Below are 17,995 nucleotides of genomic sequence, written 5' to 3'. Positions count from 1 at the left end.
TTTTAAGATCAAAAGATCGCAGCCTGCGGCAGCTCCTACAGGGTTTTCGGGCGTTCACAAAACCTGTGGGAGCGGGCTTGCCCGCGAAGGCGTCAGGCCTGTCGGTACGAAATCTGGATCTGGGCAAGGAGGTCAGGCCTTGCGCGCTTCCTCTTCCAGTTGATCCGACTCGAACAATCGCGCCAGCTCCGCCCGGGCTTCCTGGGCGGTTTGCAGGACTTTGGCGGCGTCGTCGTAGATCGCGTGCTGGGCTTCCAGCACCTGCTCATCGTGATGTTTGAAGCGCTTGATCCGCGCATCGGCCTGGGCCTGGGTCAGACCCAGCCCGACCAGCGTGCGGCGGCTCATTTCCAGGCTTGAGTAATAGGTCTCACGAATCGGCTCGGCGCCGACGTCCACCAGACGATGCACATGCTGACGGTTACGTGCGCGGGCGATGATTTTCATGTGCGGATACAGCTTGCGCACGATCTCGGCGGTCTTGATGTTGGTCTCCGGGTCATCCGTGGCGATGACAAAATATTCCGCCTCGCCCACCTTCGCCGCATTGAGGATTTCCGGGCGCATCGGGTCGCCATAGAACACCGGCACGCCGCCAAAACTGCGCGACAGTTCGATGGTTTCCACCGACGTGTCCAGCGCCACGAACTTGATGTTCTGTGCGCGCAGAATCCGCGCCACGATTTGGCCCATCCGCCCCATGCCGGCGATCACCACGCGTGGTGCTTCGGTGTCGATTTCGCGGAATTTCTCCGGCACCTCCACCGGCTGCACTTTCGGGCTGACCAATCGCGCACAGATCAACAACAGCAACGGCGTCAACGCCATCGACAGAGTGATGGTCAGTACCAGCAGGTCATACAGGCGCGGTTCGAACAGGCCCTGATCGCGACCGATCTTGAACACCACAAAGGCAAATTCACCGCCGGCCGCAAGGACGATACCGAGGCGGATCGCACTGACTTTGGTCAGCCCACCCGCCAGGCGTCCGACCACAAACAGCAGCGGCAACTTCAAGCCGATCAGCAGCAGCGTCAGGCCCAGCACGGTGATCGGCGCACTCAGCAGCAGACTCAGGTTGGCGCCCATGCCGACGCTGATGAAAAACAACCCGAGCAGCAAGCCCTTGAACGGCTCGATCTGCGCTTCCAGTTCATGGCGATACTCCGAATCCGCCAGCAGCAGGCCAGCGAGGAAAGCCCCAAGCGCCATTGACACGCCAACCAGATCCATCAGCCACGCCGTCCCGATCACCACCAGCAATGCGGTGGCGGTAGACACCTCCGGCAGACCGGTTTTCGCCACCACGCGGAACACCGGACGCAACAGATAACGCCCGCCGACCACCACCACGGCGATCCCGCCGAGCACCTGCAGACCGTGGTTCAGGCTTTCCGCGTTGCTGCTGGCGTGGGCGCTGCCGGCGAGCATCGGCACCAGCGCGATCAACGGGATCGCCGCGATGTCCTGAAACAGCAGAATCGCAAACGCCAGCCGCCCGTGCGGGCTGGTCAGTTCCTTGCGCTCGGCCAGGCTTTGCAGGCCGAATGCGGTGGACGACAGCGCCAGGCCAAGGCCGAGCACAATCGCACTGTTCAGCGGCTGACCGAACACGTACAACGCCAGTACGCCGATCACCGCTGCAGTCAGCAGCACCTGCGCCAGACCCACGCCGAATACCGATTTGCGCATCACCCACAAGCGCCGTGGCGACAGCTCAAGGCCGATGATGAACAGCAGCAACACCACGCCCAGTTCGGAAATATGCGCGACGCTCTGCGGATTACCGATCAGGCCCAGCACCGACGGGCCGATGATCACCCCCGCCAACAGATAACCGAGCACCGCGCCCAGTTGCAGACGCTTGGCCAGGGGCACGGTGAGAACGGCTGCGAAGAGAAACACGACAGCGGCTTGTAACAGATTGCCTTCATGGGGCATGACACAACTCCTGACAGCGGTACGGCGGGGGCAACAAGGATAAAGGCTGAATCGATTCAAGATCCACCGAAGATCCCTGTAGGAGCTGCCGCAGGCTGCGATCTTTTGATGTTGTTTTTGAGGATCAATATCAAGATCAAAAGATCGCAGCCTGCGGCAGCTCCTACAGGGGCGGTGTGAGTCTGTAATAATTTGCATCAGTTGGTTACATTGATAGCCTTTGCGAATCAATTCCTGCGAGTTCCGCCATGGCCATCAACTTCGATCTCAACGACCTGCAAGCTTTTCGCGCCGTGGTCGAGCAGGGCAGTTTTCGCAAGGCTGCCGACACCGTGCGCCTGTCACAACCGGCCCTGAGCAGACGCATCGAAAAGCTTGAAGACGCACTGGGCGTAAAGCTGTTCGAGCGCACCACGCGCAAGGTCAGCCTGACCCAGGCCGGGCGCGGGTTCATGCCCAGCGTCGAGCGTTTGCTCGATGATCTGGATGTGGCATTGCTGGGGATCAGTGAAGTGGCTTCCACGCGTCTGGGCCACGTTACCGTTGCCTGCGTGCCGTCGGCGGCGTATTACTTCATGCCGCGAGTGGTCGCTCGCTATCACCAGCAATTTCCACGGATCAAGGTCAAAGTCCTCGACTCCAGCGCCCACGATGTGCTCAGCGCGGTGGTCAACGGCGAGGCGGATTTCGGTTTGAGTTTTCTGGGCACGCAGGATGCCAAAGTCGATTTCGAACCGCTTGTGCAGGAGTGCTATGTGGTCGCCTGTCGTCGCGATCACCCGTTGGCCGGACGCAGCAGCGTGAGCTGGGACGAGTTCTATCAGCAGGACTACATCTCGCTCGACAAGACGTCCGGCAACCGTTTCCTGCTCGATCAGGCCTTGAGCAGCGTGGTGCCGCAGCGCCCGAGCATCTGCGAGACGCGGCACGTGACGACGATGATCGGTCTGGTGGAAGCGGGGCTGGGAGTGGCGGCGGTGCCGTTGATGGCGATGCCCGGACCGGATCATCCGATTCTGACGCGAGTGCCGTTGACCGATCCGCAAGTGATGCGCAGTGTCGGCATCATCAAGCGCCGGGGTCGCACGTTGACCCCGGCAGCATTGGAACTGGAGCGGCTGGTGGTGGAAATGAAAGTCCAGCCGCCAACGATCAGCGCTTGACCGAATCCAGCCCGGTGGCCTGCACGTCAGCCTGAGCGGCAGGCGCGGCGAGGTAGTCGAGCAAGGCCTTGGCCTCTTTCGGATGCTGCGCGCCGACCGGGATGCCGGCGGCAAACCGCGTCACCGACTGCACCGATTCCGGAATCTTCCCGACAAAACTCACCCCCGGCACCGGCAGCAATTCGCTGACCTGCTGGAAGCCCAGTTGATAATCGCCAGTGGCGACCACCGAGCCGACCGGGACTTTCGGGATCATCTTCGCTTTCGGTTTCAGTTGATCCTCGACACCGAGTTTGTTGAACAACTCCTTCTCGATGTACACGCCGCTGGCGCTGTCGGAGTAGGCCACCGATTGTGCGTCGAGCAGGGTTTTCTTCAGGCTTTCGACGCTGCTGATGTCCGGCTTCGGCGCGCCTTCACGCACCACCAGACCGATCCGTGAATCCGCCAGTTCGACCCGCGAGGCCGGGTCGACCTTGCCTTGTTTGATCAGGTCATCGAGGGCATAGCCGACCATGATCACCACGTCGGCATGCTCACCGCGGGCGAGGCGGTTGGGGATCGCTTCCGGGGCTTTGCCCATCGACGGACCGAGCTGGGTATCGAGGGTGTTGCCGGTGGCGGCCGCGAATTTCGGGCCGAGGATTTTGTAGGCGGCGGTGAAGCCGCCCGACGTCATCACGTTCAGCTGTTCAGCATGGGCCAGGGCGCTGAAAGCGAAGAGGGCGATAGCGCCGAGATTGATCAGTTTTTTCAAGGTGATTGCTCCTTATGCGGCAACCGATTGCAGACGGCCGCCTGCGCGACGATAGAGGTACAACGTGGCGCACAACGCGCACAGTGCGCCGACGCTCATCCAGTAACCCGGTGCCGCTTTGTCGCCGGTGTACTGGATCAGGAAGGTCGACATCGCCGGGGTGAAGCCGCCGAAAATCGCGGTCGCCAGGCTGTAGGCGAGGGAGAAACCGGCCACCCGCACTTCCACCGGCATGATCTCGGTCAGCGCCGGAATCATCGCGCCGTTGTACATGCCGTAGATGAACGACAGCCACAGCAGCGACAGCAACATGTGACTGAAGCTCGGCGCCTGCACCAGGTACGACAGCGCCGGATAGGTGGTGGCCAGGGCCAGCAGCGCCATGGCGATCAGCACCGGGCGCCGTCCGATGCGGTCGGACAACATGCCGCCAATCGGCAGCCAGAAAAAGTTCGACACGCCCACCAGCAAAGTCACCAGCAACGCATCGGAAGTGCTCAGGTGCAGCACGGTTTTGCCGAAGGTCGGCGCGTACACGGTGATCAGGTAGAACGCAGTGGTGGTCAGCGCGACCATCAGCATGCCGCCGAGTACCACGCCCCAGTTCTGGCCGAGGGTGCGGAACACTTCCTTCATGCTCGGGCGGTGTTTGCGTGCAGCGAATTCTTCGGTCTCCGCCAGGTTACGGCGCAGCAGGAAGATGAACGGCACGATCATGCAACCGACGAAAAACGGAATGCGCCAGCCCCAATCGGCCACCACGCTCGGCGCCATCCACGCGTTCAGCGCATAGCCCAGCGCCGCAGCGACAATGATCGCCACCTGCTGACTGGCCGACTGCCAGGCCGTGAAAAAGCCCTTGCGGCCGGGCGTGGCGATTTCCGACAAGTACACCGAAACTCCGCCCAGTTCCGCACCGGCAGAGAAGCCTTGCAACAGCCGTCCGATCAGCACCAGCGCCGGGGCAAACAGACCAATGGTTTCGTATCCGGGCACCAGCACAATCAGGATCGTACCGCTGGCCATGATCGACAGGGTGACGATCAGACCTTTGCGCCGACCGACGTCATCGATGTAGGCGCCGAGCACGATCGCCCCCAGCGGACGCATCAGAAAGCCTGCGCCGAATACGGCAAAAGTCATCATCAGTGAAGCGAACTCACTGCTCGCCGGGAAGAACACCGCCGCAATCTGCGTGGCGTAGAAGCCGAACAGAAAGAAGTCGAACTGTTCGAGGAAGTTGCCCGAGGTGACCCGGAAAATGGCGCCGGCTCGCGAGCCGCCGTGTGGGATTGAGGCTGTCATAGAAAAATCTCCACCGCTTTTATGACGTGCGCGACGTGGAAGCGGCGCACGGTTGTTATTGCGGCGGATGGTCGCGCAGGTGTAACCGGATGTTAATTGCATTGTTGGCATGGATTGATGTGCAAAGCGGATCAATCCCCTGAAACACCACCAGGCCCTGTGGGAGCGGGGTCGAACACAAATCTTGCAACACCGCCAAACCTGTAGGAGTGAGCCTGCTCGCGATGACTTTGGGTCAGGCAATGAAGATGCTGAATGTGCCGGCCCCTTCGCGAGCAAGCTCGCTCCCACAGTTTCCCGGGTCGATCACACATCCTGTTTCATCAGCGGCCCTGTGGGAGCTGGCTTGCCAGCGATGACGATCTGCCTGCCAACTACAATCCCCCAACCAGCCCAGGCAAAAAACAAGGAATGATTTCCTGACTCAGCAGTCGGAGTACAGGCATCACCCATCTGAAGGAGGTTCACCGATGAACAGCAAAACCCTAATCGCCAGCCTGGCCCTCGTCGCCGGCATTGCCGGGATCAGCCCACTTGTTCAAGCGGCGCAAACCTCAAGCGAACCCACCGTCCAATCGCCGACCAGCGACCGTGAATTGAAGGTCAACGACCGCGCCCCGGACATCTATCAGCGCAGCGACAAAGCACTGAAGAACTGGAAACAGAAAGGTTTGAAAGCACCGATCGACCAGGCGCAGTGGGTGCAGATCAACGACAAGTACGTGATGGTCATGATCACCAACGGCACTATCGTTGAGATGCAGCCTGTCGAGCGTTAATCCCCCGACTCAAAGGCCCTGCGCATGCACTCGTGCAGGGCTTCCCGCCCCAAAATCCTGCTGTGTCTGGCCTCCTGCATCGCCAGATTCACAATCCGCGAATTAATAGCGTTGCTCTGCGCCATCGGCTTGCCAATCACCGGCATTTCTGGGAAAACGGCCGCCAGTAAAGCAATTGAGTGAATGTCATGACGGATGAACTGCAGGTAATCGATCTCCAGGTGGGCGAGGGCAAGGCTGCCGTCAAAGGCGCGCTGATTACCACCCATTACACCGGCTGGCTGGAAGACGGCAGCGAGTTCGATTCTTCCCACAGCCGTGGCAAACCTTTCCAGTGCGTGATTGGCACTGGCCGGGTGATCAAGGGTTGGGATCAGGGGCTGATGGGCATGCAAGTGGGCGGCAAGCGCAAACTGCTGGTGCCGGCGCATTTGGGGTACGGCGAGCGAACGATGGGCAAGATTCCGCCGAATTCGAATCTGGTGTTCGAGATTGAATTGCTGGAGGTTTTGACGCGGGAGGATTGAGGCGAATGTAATAAAGACACCGCCTCTTTGCCCAAGAATCCGAGCTGCCTTCAGGCCCAGTGCGGTGGTGCGATCAGGGGGAAGCATATGTCTACTTCCAGTTTCGCTGCGGCCGACAGATTGACCAGCGCATCCAGAGAAAATTTGTCGATTTTCCCGTTGAGTACGTCATTGAGGCGTGGCTGAGTAATTCCCAAGCGCTTGGCGGCGTCCTTTTGAGGAAGCTCCCAGGCACGAACCGTCTCGCAAAGCGTGCGCATAAGTTTGGCCCGCAGGCGCATGTTGGCCGCGTCCTGCGGCGTGTCTTCCAGTGCGTCCCAGACGCTTGAGAAATGCTGGGGAGGGTGTTGATGATCCTTCATGGCTTAACCTATTTCCTGGTATCGGGCGCGTGCCAGTTCGATATCTCGCGTTTCAGTTTTGCGAGTGGTCTTTTGCATGGCGTGCAGTACATAAATCGCGTCGGGCCGGTTGACCACGTAAAACACTCGAAACGCTCCTGAGTCCTCGATGATTCTGATTTCATTGACACCCTGTCCTACTGTTTTCATTGGGCGCCAATTGAAAGGATCGTCTCCCTGTTGCAACAGATCCAATTGAAATCCCGCAGCTCTGCGAGCATCCAAGGGAAAAGCTCTCAGATCCTTGAGTGCACTTCCGACAAACACCACTTCCTTGTGTCTTGGCATCGACTTCTCCTGTGTTGGAAGGAGAAGCGTAATAGCTCATACGGAAACGCGTTGCGGCGGTGTGTTGCAAAGAATGGCAGAAGTCACCTATCAGCAGGCTATATCGAAACTGATATAAATCAAGCTCGATTTTCCTTTTCTGATATTCGGTATCGCCATCGCCAGTCTGCTCGCACATGGGATTGAAGTTGCTTTCAGCATCCATTCATCCCTTGAATGCTCACCCGAACTTGCGATTGCCCAAGCCATCGGCGACCATGCCCGCTATATAGGGGTAGGGGGTATAGGTATGTCGCACATTCACGAACACAAAGACGAGCTGCTCAACCGCGTTCGGCGGATTGCCGGGCAGGTGCAGGCCGTTGAAAAAGCCCTGGAGGGCGATGCCGATTGCGCCAAGACCTTGCACCTGGTGGCGGCGATTCGCGGGGCGGTCAACGGGTTGATGGAGCAGTTCATCGAGGCCCACACCCGTGAGCACGTGGCCCATCCCGATCTCACTGACGGACAGCGCGCCCAGGGCGCGGAAGATCTGCTGCAAGCCATCCGCCGTTATGCCAAATAGAGCACACGCATCATGAGCCTGACCCCAAACGCTGACCGTTTCAGCCACGATCACCAGTTCCTCGGCGCGTCCCACGACGAAAACGCCCGCCGCACTCTGTGGGTGGTGGCGCTGACCTTCGTGATGATGATCGGCGAGATCGCCGCCGGTTACCTCACCGGCTCCATGGCCCTGCTGGCCGACGGTTTTCACATGGCGACCCATGCCGGCGCGTTGGGCATCGCTGCGGCGGCCTATGGTTTTGCCCGGCGCAATGCCAATAACCGCCGTTACAGTTTCGGCACCGGCAAGGTCGGCGATCTGGCCGGTCTCGCCTCAGCCATGGTGCTGGGCCTGGTGTCCCTGGGCATCGCCGGCGAGTCGGTTTTTCGTTTGTTTGAACCCACCTCAGTGGCATTCGGCGAAGCGACGGTGATTGCCATCGTCGGGCTAGGTGTGAACATCCTCAGCGCCTTCCTGCTGATGGGCCATCACGGGCATGACCACGGCCATCAGCATGACCACGGCCACGATCATCACCATCACGACAATAACCTGCGCTCGGCCTACGTCCATGTGCTGGCCGATGCCCTGACCTCGGTGCTGGCGATTGCCGCGTTGCTGGCCGGCCGTTATCTGGGCTGGGTATGGCTGGACCCGGTGATGGGGATTGTCGGCTCCATCGTTATCGCCAAATGGGCCTATAACCTGATGCGCGACAGCGCCGCGGTGCTGCTCGACACCACCGACGAGCCGGTGGCAGCGGAGATCCGCGAGCTGCTGGAAACCTCTGACGATGTACGCATCAGCGATCTGCATGTCTGGCAGGTCGGCCCGCAGTCGCGGGCGGCGATTGTCAGTGTGGTCGCGGCGGCGGGTGTGACGGCGGAGGCGATTCGCGAGCGGCTGGCGCCGGTGCATGAGTTGTCGCACCTGACCATCGAGCTGCGCAGCGCCTAAGGCTGTAGCGCGTCGAACAGTGGTATCCGCCCATTAAGGGATGGGCGGTAATGCCACGATAGTTGTTGCAGATTCATACCCTGATCAAGGATTTTTCTGACAGTCGCAGCGGCAATGCTCAGCGCCAGTGTCTGCCCCGGACACTGATGCCGCCCGCTGCCAAAACTGAAACTGCGCCGGTCAGGACGATCCAGCAGAAACCGCTCGGGCTCTGCATTCAACAAAGGATCGCGGTTGGCCGAGGCCAGCAGCAACAGAATCACTTCGCCGGCCTCAAGCCGCACACCATCGATCTCACAAGTCTGCGCGACAAACCGCCGAGTGTTCTGCACTGGCGGATCAAAGCGCTGAACCTCGGCCAACAGCGCGTCCACAGAGGCATCGCGCAACTCGGGCTGACGTCGCAGCACTAACAGTGCATTGCCGATTAGCCCGGCAGTCGCTTCGAACGTCTGCGAACAGAGACCGATCAGGTTGGCGATCAGGCTTTCCCCGTCACCGGCAAATCGCTGCTCGATAGCCTTGAGCAACTCGCTATCGGCTTCGGCCAGCAACTCGATGAAATATCCGTGCAAATGCTCCGCCGCCGCATGCGCCGCCGCCAGTTGCAGATCATTACTCAGCGGCGACAGGCAGGCGACGAAATCCGCGGTCAGCTCACTGATGGCCCGGCCCTGCGCCGGGGTGAAGCCGAGCAGCGCCGCGACCACACACACCGGGCCGCGAAACATCGCCTTATACAAGCCGTCGGCGTCCGCTGTCATCAGACGCGCGGCCACCAGTGCCTGTACTTGCTCGTCATCTATCAACTGCAGTGACGGCTCGATTGCCACACGCGGACAGCGTTGACGTTCGCCATCGTTCATCCGCATCAACTGCCCGAACACCTTGCCGGCCAGCCCCGAGGCAATCGCCTTGGGCACCGGCTCCTGCAGCGGTCGCACCCGACAATCGGCATGCGTCAGCACCGCACACACTGCTCGGGCGCTGCTGGCGACCCACAGCTTCAATCCATGATCAAAGGTCAGTCCGCCCTCGGCGCGTAGTTTGGCGTAGTAGGGGTAGGGATCGGCATGCGTCGCAGCGATGATCGGGTCCATGGTTCACAGCCTTGTCGTCGGGAAAGTGATGCGAGTATCTTCAGTTCGCAGCGACGACGATTCGTCGGGGAGCGAAATATGCACGCAGAACATCAAGACATCGGCGTTTCGCAGGTGGCGGCCGCCATCGCCGAACCGGCACGCACGAAGATCCTCTGCTCGCTGATGGACGGCCACGCCCGCACCAGCACTGAATTGGCCGCCGTTGCCGAGGTCAGCGCTTCCACCGCCAGTGCACACCTGGCCAAACTCAAGGATCTATCGCTGGTGCGCCTGCATGTGCAGGGCCGCCATCGTTATTACAGCCTCGCCGATCAGCGCGTGGCTCAGGCGCTGGAAGCGTTGATGGTGATCGGCCAGAACGCCGCGCCGAGCTTCAAGCCGCACACCCCGGATCGCCTGCAATTCGCCCGCGCCTGCTACGACCACATGGCCGGCACGCTGGCGGTGTTGCTGCACGACCGCATGCTTGAGGCGGGATGGCTGGTGGAAACTGACGAGCGCGCTTATCGGCTGAGCGACAGTGGCGAGGCGTTGTTTGAGGGTTTGGGTATCGAGGTTCAGGATTTGAGTACCCTGCGCCGCAAGTTTGCTTGCCCGTGCCTGGACTGGAGCATGCGCCGGCCGCATCTGGGCGGTTCGTTGGGCGCGGCGTTGTTGCAGATGGCGTTGAAACGCAAATGGGTGACGCAGGATCTGGACAGTCGGGCGTTGGCGCTGACCGTGGCGGGGCGAAAGGAAATGGGCCTGCGGTTTGGTCTTGAGTTGCCGTTAGACGCGAAAATCAAAAGATCGCAGCCTGCGGCAGCTCCTACAGTAATCACGAACCTCCGATAAATCTCAATCGATGTAGGAGCTGCCGAAGGCTGCGATCTTTTGATCTTGAGCTTCCGCCCGACGAGGTGCGCTCTAGCACCTTGTAACCCCGTGCTCGGACCTATACTGTATATCCACACAGTAAAGAGCCCGCGCCATGCAAATCATCGACAAGCTGAGCATTCTCGCCGACGCCGCCAAGTACGACGCCTCCTGCGCCAGCAGCGGTGCGCCCAAGCGCAGCTCTGAGGGCAAGAGCGGGTTGGGCTCGACCGACGGCATGGGCATCTGCCACAGCTACACGCCGGACGGTCGTTGCGTGTCGCTGCTGAAAATCCTCCTGACCAATTTCTGTCTCTACGACTGCCAGTACTGCGTCAACCGCCGCTCCAGCGATGTGCCGCGCGCCCGATTCACCCCTGAGGAAGTGGTCACGCTGACCCTGGATTTCTACCGGCGCAACTGCGTCAGCGGGCTGTTTCTCAGCTCGGGGATCATCCGCTCGGCGGACTACACCATGGAACAATTGGTACGCGTGGCAAAGTTGTTGCGCGAACAGCACGAGTTTCGCGGCTACATTCACCTCAAGACCATTCCCGAAGCCGATCCGGCATTGATCGAGGAGGCCGGGCGCTACGCCGACCGTCTCAGCGTCAATATCGAACTGCCCACCGATGCCAGCCTGCAAACCCTGGCGCCGGAGAAGCAGATCGGGTCGATCAAGCAAGCGATGAACACCATCTACACTGGCGTGCAAACGGTGCTCAACGAACCGCGTTCGGCGAAGTTCGCCCCGGCCGGGCAGAGTACGCAGATGATCGTCGGCGCCGATGACACCGACGACAGCACGATCCTGCACAGCGCCCAGTCGCTGTATGGCAACTACCGCTTGCGGCGGGTCTACTATTCGGCCTTCAGCCCGATTCCCGACAGTCCGAAAAGCGTGCCGCTGGCCGCGCCTCCGTTGATGCGCGAGCACCGGTTGTATCAGGCCGATTTCCTCTTGCGCAGTTACGGCTACAACGCTGATGAGTTGCTCAAGGGCCCGGGTAATCTGGCGCTGGACATCGACCCGAAACTGGCCTGGGCACTGCAGAATCGCGAAGTGTTTCCGCTGGACCTGAATCGCGCCGAACCGTCGCTGATCGCACGCATTCCCGGCATCGGCCTGCGCACCACCGAGCGTTTGGTGCAATTGCGCCAGCAACGGCGCATCCGCTATGAAGACGTGGCGCGCATGCGCTGTGTACTGGCCAAAGCCAAGCCGTTCATCATCACCAGCGATTACCACCCGCAGCAGGCCGAAGTCACCAGCCATATGCTTTATCAGCAACTGCGCGACCGGCCGCAGCCGCAGCAGATGGGGTTGTGGGGATGATCAATCTCGATTGCGACGATCTGTTCGACACCTGGCGCCAGCAGGCACGCTGGCTGCTCAGTCATGAAGTCGACCCGAGTCTGGTGAGCTGGGCGTCGGAAGGCGTGAGCGATCTGTTTGCCAGTGACGTCTCGGTACCCGAGGGGCAGGGGCCGTTTCAGGCACGCATCCCCCGCGCCTTGCTCGACACCCTGGAACAAGCGGCGCAGTACCGTGGCGACCAGCGCTGGAGTCTGTTGTATGAAGTGCTGTGGCGCGTCAGCCATGGCGATCGCACGGCGATGATGGCCGGCGACAAACTCGGCAGCGAGTTGCAGCGGCGGATCAAGCAGGTGCAGCGTGAAGCCCACCATTTGCATGCGTTCGTGCGTTTCATCGAACGCCCGCAGGATCAGCCAGGCCCGCAATACGTCGCGTGGCACGAACCGGCCCACGACATCCTGCACAGCGCCAGCGAACATTTCATCGGGCGCATGGGCCGCCACCGCTGGTTGATCGCCACGCCGCGTGACGGGGTTTATTACGATGGCGAACAGTTGATTCATCAGCGTCAGTGCCCGCTGGAATGGCAGCAACTGGCGCAGAACATCGATGACCCGCATGGCGAGTTGTGGCTGACGTACTACAGCCACATCTTCAACCCGGCGAGGTTGAACGAGAAGGTCATGCAAGGGCATTTGCCGGTACGGTTCTGGAAGAATCTGCCGGAAGGGGAGTTGATTCCCGGGCTGATTACCCAGGCGCGCACGGGCAAGCAGCAGAACGGGCAGGCGAGCGGGATAGCCGCGCGAGGCGGTAAGCGGATTGCCTTGAAATAGAAAAATCAAAAGATCGCAGCCTTCGGCAGCTCCTACACAGATCTCCTGTAGGAGCTGCCGCAGGCTCGGGCCGCGTTCGGACGATCTTTTGATCTTGCTTCCAATAAAAAGCCCCCCATCAATCACTTGATGGGGGGCTTTTGTACATCTAACCGTCAGATCAAACCTTGACGATCCAGCCTGCTGGCGCTTCGATGTCGCCGGTTTGCACACCAGTCAGCTCTTTGTAGAGCTTCTGGGTGACCGGGCCGACTTCGGTTTCGCTGTGGAACACGTGCAGGTGGTCGTTGTAGCTGATGCCACCGATCGGCGTGATCACCGCAGCGGTACCGCAAGCGCCGGCTTCCTTGAAGTCCGACAGTTTGTCGATCAGCACGTCGCCTTCAATCACTTCCAGGCCCAGACGGGTTTTCGCCAGTTCGATCAGCGACAGGCGGGTGATGCCTGGCAGCACCGACGGCGAGTTCGGGGTGATGAACTTGTTGTCGTGGGTGATCCCGAAGAAGTTGGCCGAACCGACTTCCTCGATCTTCTTGTGAGTCAGCGGATCCAGGTAGATGGCGTCAGCGAAGTGCGCTTTCTTGGCCTGGGAGCCCGGCATCAGGCTGGCGGCGTAGTTGCCACCGACCTTGGCCGCACCGGTGCCTTGTGGCGCGGCGCGGTCGAAGCTGGAAATCTGGAAGTTGTGCGGGGTCAGGCCGCCCTTGAAGTAGGCGCCAACCGGGATCGCGAATACCGAGAAGATGAACTCCGGCGCGGTGCGCACGCCGATGTTGTCACCCACGCCGATCACGAACGGACGCAGGTACAGCGCGCCGCCGGTGCCGTATGGCGGGATGAAGCGCTCGTTGGCGCGAACCACGTCCTTGCACGCTTCGATGAACTGCTCGGTGGAGACGTGCGGCATCAGCAGGCGAGCGCAGCTGCGCTGCATGCGCGCGGCGTTCTGGTCGGGACGGAACAGGTTGATCGAGCCGTCCTTGCAACGATAGGCCTTCAGGCCTTCGAAGCACTGCTGGCCATAGTGAAGGGCCGTCGAGCCTTCGCTGATGTGCAGCACGTTGTCTTCGGTCAGGGTGCCTTTGTCCCACTCGCCATTGCGAAAGTACGACAGATAGCGTTTGTCGGTCTTGATGTAGTCAAAACCCAGCTTGTCCCAATTGATGCTTTCGTTACCCATGACACCCTCTATCACTGAACAACCGTCGAAACGGTTCAAGGCTTCTGACGTTTTTTTGGATGGGCACAACAATACTTCATTCTTGCGCGGTTTCGCAGCCCGGACGATGGGGGGATAGGCAAAAATCGTAGCTTGCTTATTAAATTCCCATCATTCCTCTATCTTTCTGCTCTTTTGTGGCGAGGGAGCTTGCTCCCGCTCCAGTGCGCAGCACTGGTAAAGCCGGCCATCGCGGTGCATCAGATGTACCGCAATGGCAGGGTTTGGGGCCGCTACGCAGCCCAGCGGGAGCAAGCTCCCTCGCCACAGAAGCTGGGCGTTACAGGTGCAACGCATGCCCCAAAGCCCGCAACGCCGCTTCCTGCACCGCTTCACCCAAGGTCGGATGCGCATGGATGGTGCCGCCGATGTCTTCCAGGCGCGCGCCCATTTCCAGGCTTTGCGCGAACGCGGTCGACAATTCGGAAACCCCAACGCCCACTGCCTGCCAGCCAACAATCAGATGATTGTCACGACGGGCGACCACGCGCACGAAGCCGCTTTTCGATTCCAGGGTCATCGCCCGGCCATTGGCGGCGAACGGGAAGCTCGACACGATGCAGTTCAGCCCGGCAGCCTTGGCTGCGTCCGGGGTCTGGCCGACCACCACCAGTTCCGGGTCGGTGAAGCACACGGCAGCGATGGCGGTGGGGTTGAATTCGCGGGATTTGCCGCTGATCAGTTCGGCAACCATTTCGCCCTGAGCCATGGCGCGGTGCGCGAGCATCGGCTCGCCGCTCAGGTCGCCAATGGCGTAGACATTGCGCATGCTGGTCTGGCAGCGGCTGTCGATCTTGATCGCCGAGCCGTTCATGTCCAGGTTCAGCGCTTCAAGGTTCCAGCCCTGCGTATTCGGCTTGCGACCGACCGCCACCAGCACCTGATCGGTTTCCAGGTTCAGGGTGTCGCCGTTCGGGTCACGCACCTGCAAGGTGCCGTCGAAACCCAGCACGCTGTGCTTGAGATAGAGCTTCACGCCCAGTTGCTTCAGCGCTTCGTGCACCGGTTGGGTCAGTTCGGCGTCGTAGGCCGGCAGGATACGGTCCTGCGCCTCGACCACACTGACATCGGCGCCGAGCTTGCGATAGGCAATGCCCAACTCCAGACCGATGTAACCGCCGCCCACCACCACCAGACGTTTAGGCACGGACTTCGGTGCCAGCGCTTCGGTGGAGGAGATGATCGGCCCGCCGATCGGCAGGATCGGCAGGTTGACGCTGGTCGAACCGGTCGCCAGCACCAGATGCTCGCACTGGATGCGCGTGTCGCCGACTTCCACGGTTTTGCCGTCGATGACCTTGGCCCAGCCATTGATGACCTGAACCTTGTTCTTTTTCAGCAGCGCCGCGACGCCGGTGGTCAGGCGATCAACAATGCCGTCCTTCCACTCGACGCTTTTGCCGATGTCGAGGCTCGGCGCCGAAACGCTGATGCCCAGCGCCGAATGCTGGCTGTGATGGCGGGTCTGATGGAATTGCTCGGCCACGTGAATCAACGCTTTGGACGGAATGCAGCCGATGTTCAGGCAAGTGCCGCCGAGCGATTGGCCTTCGACCAGAATCGTCGAAATGCCCAGTTGCCCGGCGCGAATCGCCGTGACGTAACCGCCGGGGCCGCCGCCGATGATCAGCAGCGTGGTGTTCAAGGTTTGCATTGCATCACTCCACAAACAGGGTCGCGGGTTGTTCGATCAAGCCACGAATGGCCTGGATGAAGAGCGCCGCGTCCATGCCGTCGACCACGCGGTGATCGAAGGAGCTGGAGAGGTTCATCATCTTGCGGATCACCACTTGGCCTTTGACGACCATCGGGCGTTCGACGATTTTGTTAACGCCGACGATTGCCACTTCCGGCAGGTTCAGCACCGGGGTGCTGACGATGCCGCCCAACGCACCGAGGCTGGTGAGGGTGATGGTCGAGCCGGACAATTCGTCGCGGCTGGCCTTGCCATTGCGTGCGGCATTGGCCAGACGCGAGATTTCCGCGGCGCTGTCCCACAGGCTGCGCGCTTCGGCGTGACGCACCACCGGCACCATCAGGCCCACATCGCTTTGCGTGGCGACACCGACATGCACTGCGCCGAGGCGGGTGATGACCTGGGCTTCGTCATCGTAACGGGCGTTCATCTGCGGGAAGTCGCGCAGGGCAACGACCAATGCGCGGACGAGGAACGGCAGCAAGGTCAACTTGCCCCGGCTGGCACCGTGTTTTTCATTAAGATGCGCGCGCAGTTCTTCAATCGCGGTGACGTCGATTTCCTCGACGTAGCTGAAGTGTGCGGCGCGCTGGGTGGCGTCCTGCATGCGCTGGGCAATCTTGCGGCGCATGCCGATCACTTGAATCTGCTCTTCATCGTGACGCTGGGCGTAAGCGGCGGCTGCCGGCGCCGAAGCATTCGACTGACCTTGCGCCAGATAGGCCTCGAGGTCTTCGTGCAGCACTCGACCGGCCGGGCCGGAACCGCGTACCAGACGCAGCTGAATGCCCAGATCCAGCGCATGTTTGCGCACGGCCGGGGAGGCCAGCGGACGCTCATCAGCTTCACGGGCAACCATCGGTCCCTGGCAAACCGGTGCCGGACGCGGCGCGGCAGCGGCGGCAGGTTTGCTCTCGACTGCTGTTTCAACTTTCGGCGCAGCAGGTGCTTCTTTCGCAGCAACCGGTGCTGGTGCGGCGGATTCCTTCAGGTTTCCGGCGCCTTCAACTTCGATGCTGATCAGCACACTGCCGACCGCCATCACTTCACCCGGCTGACCGCCGAGGGCAATCACCTTGCCGTGCACCGGCGATGGAATATCGACCATCGCCTTGTCGGTCATCACGTCCGCCAGCACCTGGTCTTCAACCACCAGGTCGCCGACCTTGACGTGCCACTGCGACAGTTCTACTTCTGCGATGCCTTCGCCGATGTCCGGCATCTTGATAACGTGCGTGCCCATTCAGACCTCCATGACCCGTTTCAACGCCGCGCCCACTCGGGACGGCCCTGGGAAATACGCCCACTCTTGCGCGTGCGGGTAGGGGGTGTCCCAACCGGTGACGCGTTCGATCGGCGCTTCCAGGTGATGGAAGCAATGCTCTTGCACCAGCGACACCAGCTCGGCGCCAAAACCGCAGGTGCGGGTAGCTTCGTGTACCACCACGCAGCGGCCGGTTTTCTTCACCGACTTGACGATGGTTTCCAGGTCCAGCGGCCACAGGCTGCGCAGGTCGATGACTTCGGCGTCAACGCCGGATTCTTCGGCGGCCACTTGCGACACGTACACGGTGGTGCCGTAGGTCAGCACAGTGACGTCCTTGCCCGGACGGGTGATCGCGGCGACGTCCAGCGGCACGGTGTAGTAGCCGTCCGGCACCTGGGCTTGCGGGTGTTTCGACCACGGGGTCACCGGACGGTCGTGGTGGCCGTCGAACGGGCCGTTGTACAGGCGTTTCGGCTCTAGGAAGATCACCGGGTCATCGTTTTCGATGGAGGCGATCAGCAGGCCTTTGGCGTCGTACGGGTTGGACGGCATCACGGTACGCAGGCCGCAGACCTGAGTGAACATCGCCTCGATGCTCTGGCTGTGGGTCTGGCCGCCGTAGATCCCGCCGCCGCAGGGCATGCGCAGGGTCATCGGCGCGGTGAACTCGCCGGCCGAGCGATAACGCAGGCGTGCGGCTTCGGAAATGATCTGGTCGGAAGCCGGGTAAACGTAGTCGGCGAACTGGATCTCGGCCACCGGACGCAGGCCGTAAGCGCCCATGCCCACCGCCACACCGACGATGCCGCTCTCGGAGATCGGCGCATCGAATACCCGCGAGGTGCCGTACTTGGTCTGCAGGCCTTCGGTGCAACGGAACACGCCGCCGAAGTAGCCGACGTCCTGACCGAACACCACCACATTGTCGTCACGCTCAAGCATCACATCCATGGCCGAGCGCAGGGCCTGGATAATGGTAATTGTGGTCGTGGTCATTGAGGTTTCCTAGTGATTTTTGTTTTTGTGATCGTTCATG

18 protein-coding genes are annotated in these 17,995 nt (G+C 60.9%); 8 read left to right on the top strand and 10 right to left on the bottom strand.

Features of this window, described 5'->3' with window-relative positions:
• Nucleotides 1–132: 132 nt before the first annotated feature.
• Nucleotides 133–1,941: a monovalent cation:proton antiporter-2 (CPA2) family protein gene (locus ACIP8I_RS05085; RefSeq protein ID WP_400759214.1), complete on the bottom strand. Its 1,809-nt coding sequence runs from the start codon at nt 1,939–1,941 to the stop codon at nt 133–135.
• A 248-nt stretch (nt 1,942–2,189) separates the two neighbouring features.
• Here ACIP8I_RS05085 and ACIP8I_RS05080 point away from each other — a divergent pair, with 248 nt between their 5' ends.
• Nucleotides 2,190–3,104, top strand: coding sequence for a LysR family transcriptional regulator (locus tag ACIP8I_RS05080; protein WP_400759213.1), 915 nt, complete (start codon nt 2,190–2,192; stop codon nt 3,102–3,104).
• On the opposite strand, the gene ACIP8I_RS05075 is transcribed toward ACIP8I_RS05080, so the two are convergent.
• Both ACIP8I_RS05075 and ACIP8I_RS05070 read right to left on the bottom strand, forming a co-directional pair.
• The gene (locus tag ACIP8I_RS05075) at nt 3,094–3,861 is read right to left on the bottom strand and encodes a substrate-binding domain-containing protein (protein ID WP_400759211.1); all 768 of its coding nucleotides are present in this window, start codon (nt 3,859–3,861) and stop codon (nt 3,094–3,096) included. The genes ACIP8I_RS05080 and ACIP8I_RS05075 overlap by 11 nt on opposite strands.
• 12 nt (nt 3,862–3,873) lie before the next feature.
• Nucleotides 3,874–5,166: an MFS transporter gene (locus ACIP8I_RS05070; RefSeq protein ID WP_400759208.1), complete on the bottom strand. Its 1,293-nt coding sequence runs from the start codon at nt 5,164–5,166 to the stop codon at nt 3,874–3,876.
• Between the two features lie 470 nt (nt 5,167–5,636).
• Between ACIP8I_RS05070 and ACIP8I_RS05065 the strand changes: the two genes are divergently transcribed.
• Together ACIP8I_RS05065 and ACIP8I_RS05060 are read left to right on the top strand one after the other, a co-directional pair.
• Nucleotides 5,637–5,945 (top strand): RcnB family protein, encoded by a 309-nt coding sequence (locus ACIP8I_RS05065; RefSeq protein ID WP_007965617.1) that lies wholly within the window; start codon nt 5,637–5,639, stop codon nt 5,943–5,945.
• Nucleotides 5,946–6,133: 188 nt separating this feature from the next.
• A complete protein-coding gene (locus ACIP8I_RS05060; RefSeq protein ID WP_007965615.1) occupies nt 6,134–6,472 on the top strand; it encodes an FKBP-type peptidyl-prolyl cis-trans isomerase in 339 nt (112 codons plus the stop codon).
• A 50-nt stretch (nt 6,473–6,522) separates the two neighbouring features.
• On the opposite strand, the gene ACIP8I_RS05055 is transcribed toward ACIP8I_RS05060, so the two are convergent.
• The gene (locus tag ACIP8I_RS05055; protein ID WP_400759203.1) at nt 6,523–6,834 is read right to left on the bottom strand and encodes a helix-turn-helix domain-containing protein; all 312 of its coding nucleotides are present in this window, start codon (nt 6,832–6,834) and stop codon (nt 6,523–6,525) included.
• A 3-nt stretch (nt 6,835–6,837) separates the two neighbouring features.
• Entirely contained in the window at nt 6,838–7,161 is a 324-nt protein-coding gene (locus tag ACIP8I_RS05050) for a type II toxin-antitoxin system RelE/ParE family toxin (protein WP_400759202.1), read from the bottom strand.
• Between the two features lie 289 nt (nt 7,162–7,450).
• Between ACIP8I_RS05050 and ACIP8I_RS05045 the strand changes: the two genes are divergently transcribed.
• The gene (locus ACIP8I_RS05045; RefSeq protein ID WP_400759199.1) at nt 7,451–7,726 is read left to right on the top strand and encodes a metal/formaldehyde-sensitive transcriptional repressor; all 276 of its coding nucleotides are present in this window, start codon (nt 7,451–7,453) and stop codon (nt 7,724–7,726) included.
• A gap of 12 nt (nt 7,727–7,738) precedes the next feature.
• The gene (dmeF, locus tag ACIP8I_RS05040) at nt 7,739–8,665 is read left to right on the top strand and encodes a CDF family Co(II)/Ni(II) efflux transporter DmeF (protein ID WP_400759197.1); all 927 of its coding nucleotides are present in this window, start codon (nt 7,739–7,741) and stop codon (nt 8,663–8,665) included.
• Here dmeF and ACIP8I_RS05035 read toward each other — a convergent pair.
• Nucleotides 8,662–9,765 (bottom strand): cytochrome P450, encoded by a 1,104-nt coding sequence (locus tag ACIP8I_RS05035; protein WP_400759194.1) that lies wholly within the window; start codon nt 9,763–9,765, stop codon nt 8,662–8,664. The two genes, dmeF and ACIP8I_RS05035, sit on opposite strands and share 4 nt — an antisense overlap.
• 78 nt (nt 9,766–9,843) lie before the next feature.
• On the opposite strand from ACIP8I_RS05035, the gene ACIP8I_RS05030 reads away from it, so the two are divergent.
• From ACIP8I_RS05030 to ACIP8I_RS05020, 3 genes are all read left to right on the top strand, one after another.
• Nucleotides 9,844–10,602: an ArsR/SmtB family transcription factor gene (locus ACIP8I_RS05030; protein WP_400759191.1), complete on the top strand. Its 759-nt coding sequence runs from the start codon at nt 9,844–9,846 to the stop codon at nt 10,600–10,602.
• A 136-nt stretch (nt 10,603–10,738) separates the two neighbouring features.
• Entirely contained in the window at nt 10,739–11,959 is a 1,221-nt protein-coding gene (locus ACIP8I_RS05025) for a putative DNA modification/repair radical SAM protein (protein ID WP_145595444.1), read from the top strand.
• The gene (locus ACIP8I_RS05020) at nt 11,956–12,777 is read left to right on the top strand and encodes a TIGR03915 family putative DNA repair protein (protein ID WP_400759188.1); all 822 of its coding nucleotides are present in this window, start codon (nt 11,956–11,958) and stop codon (nt 12,775–12,777) included. The genes ACIP8I_RS05025 and ACIP8I_RS05020 overlap by 4 nt, the downstream gene beginning before the upstream one ends.
• A 160-nt stretch (nt 12,778–12,937) precedes the next feature.
• Here the strand turns inward: ACIP8I_RS05020 and ACIP8I_RS05015 are convergent, their stop codons facing one another.
• The 4 genes from ACIP8I_RS05015 to ACIP8I_RS05000 form a co-directional block, all read right to left on the bottom strand.
• Nucleotides 12,938–13,957, bottom strand: coding sequence for a branched-chain amino acid aminotransferase (locus ACIP8I_RS05015; RefSeq protein ID WP_400759185.1), 1,020 nt, complete (start codon nt 13,955–13,957; stop codon nt 12,938–12,940).
• Between the two features lie 319 nt (nt 13,958–14,276).
• Nucleotides 14,277–15,650, bottom strand: a complete 1,374-nt coding sequence (gene lpdA / locus ACIP8I_RS05010; protein ID WP_400759182.1) for a dihydrolipoyl dehydrogenase — start codon at nt 15,648–15,650, stop codon at nt 14,277–14,279.
• Nucleotides 15,651–15,654: 4 nt separating this feature from the next.
• Nucleotides 15,655–16,935: a dihydrolipoamide acetyltransferase family protein gene (locus tag ACIP8I_RS05005; protein WP_400759179.1), complete on the bottom strand. Its 1,281-nt coding sequence runs from the start codon at nt 16,933–16,935 to the stop codon at nt 15,655–15,657.
• Nucleotides 16,936–17,955 carry an alpha-ketoacid dehydrogenase subunit beta gene (locus ACIP8I_RS05000; protein ID WP_400759176.1) on the bottom strand — a complete coding sequence of 340 codons (1,020 nt, stop codon included), beginning with the start codon at nt 17,953–17,955 and terminating at the stop codon, nt 16,936–16,938.
• Nucleotides 17,956–17,995: the final 40 nt, after the last annotated feature.

The sequence above is a fragment of the Pseudomonas sp. NPDC088414 genome, assembly GCF_044753325.1.
Lineage (GTDB): Bacteria > Pseudomonadota > Gammaproteobacteria > Pseudomonadales > Pseudomonadaceae > Aquipseudomonas.
Note: the sequence above shows the minus strand (reverse complement) of the source record. Positions and strands in the feature narration are given on the sequence as shown.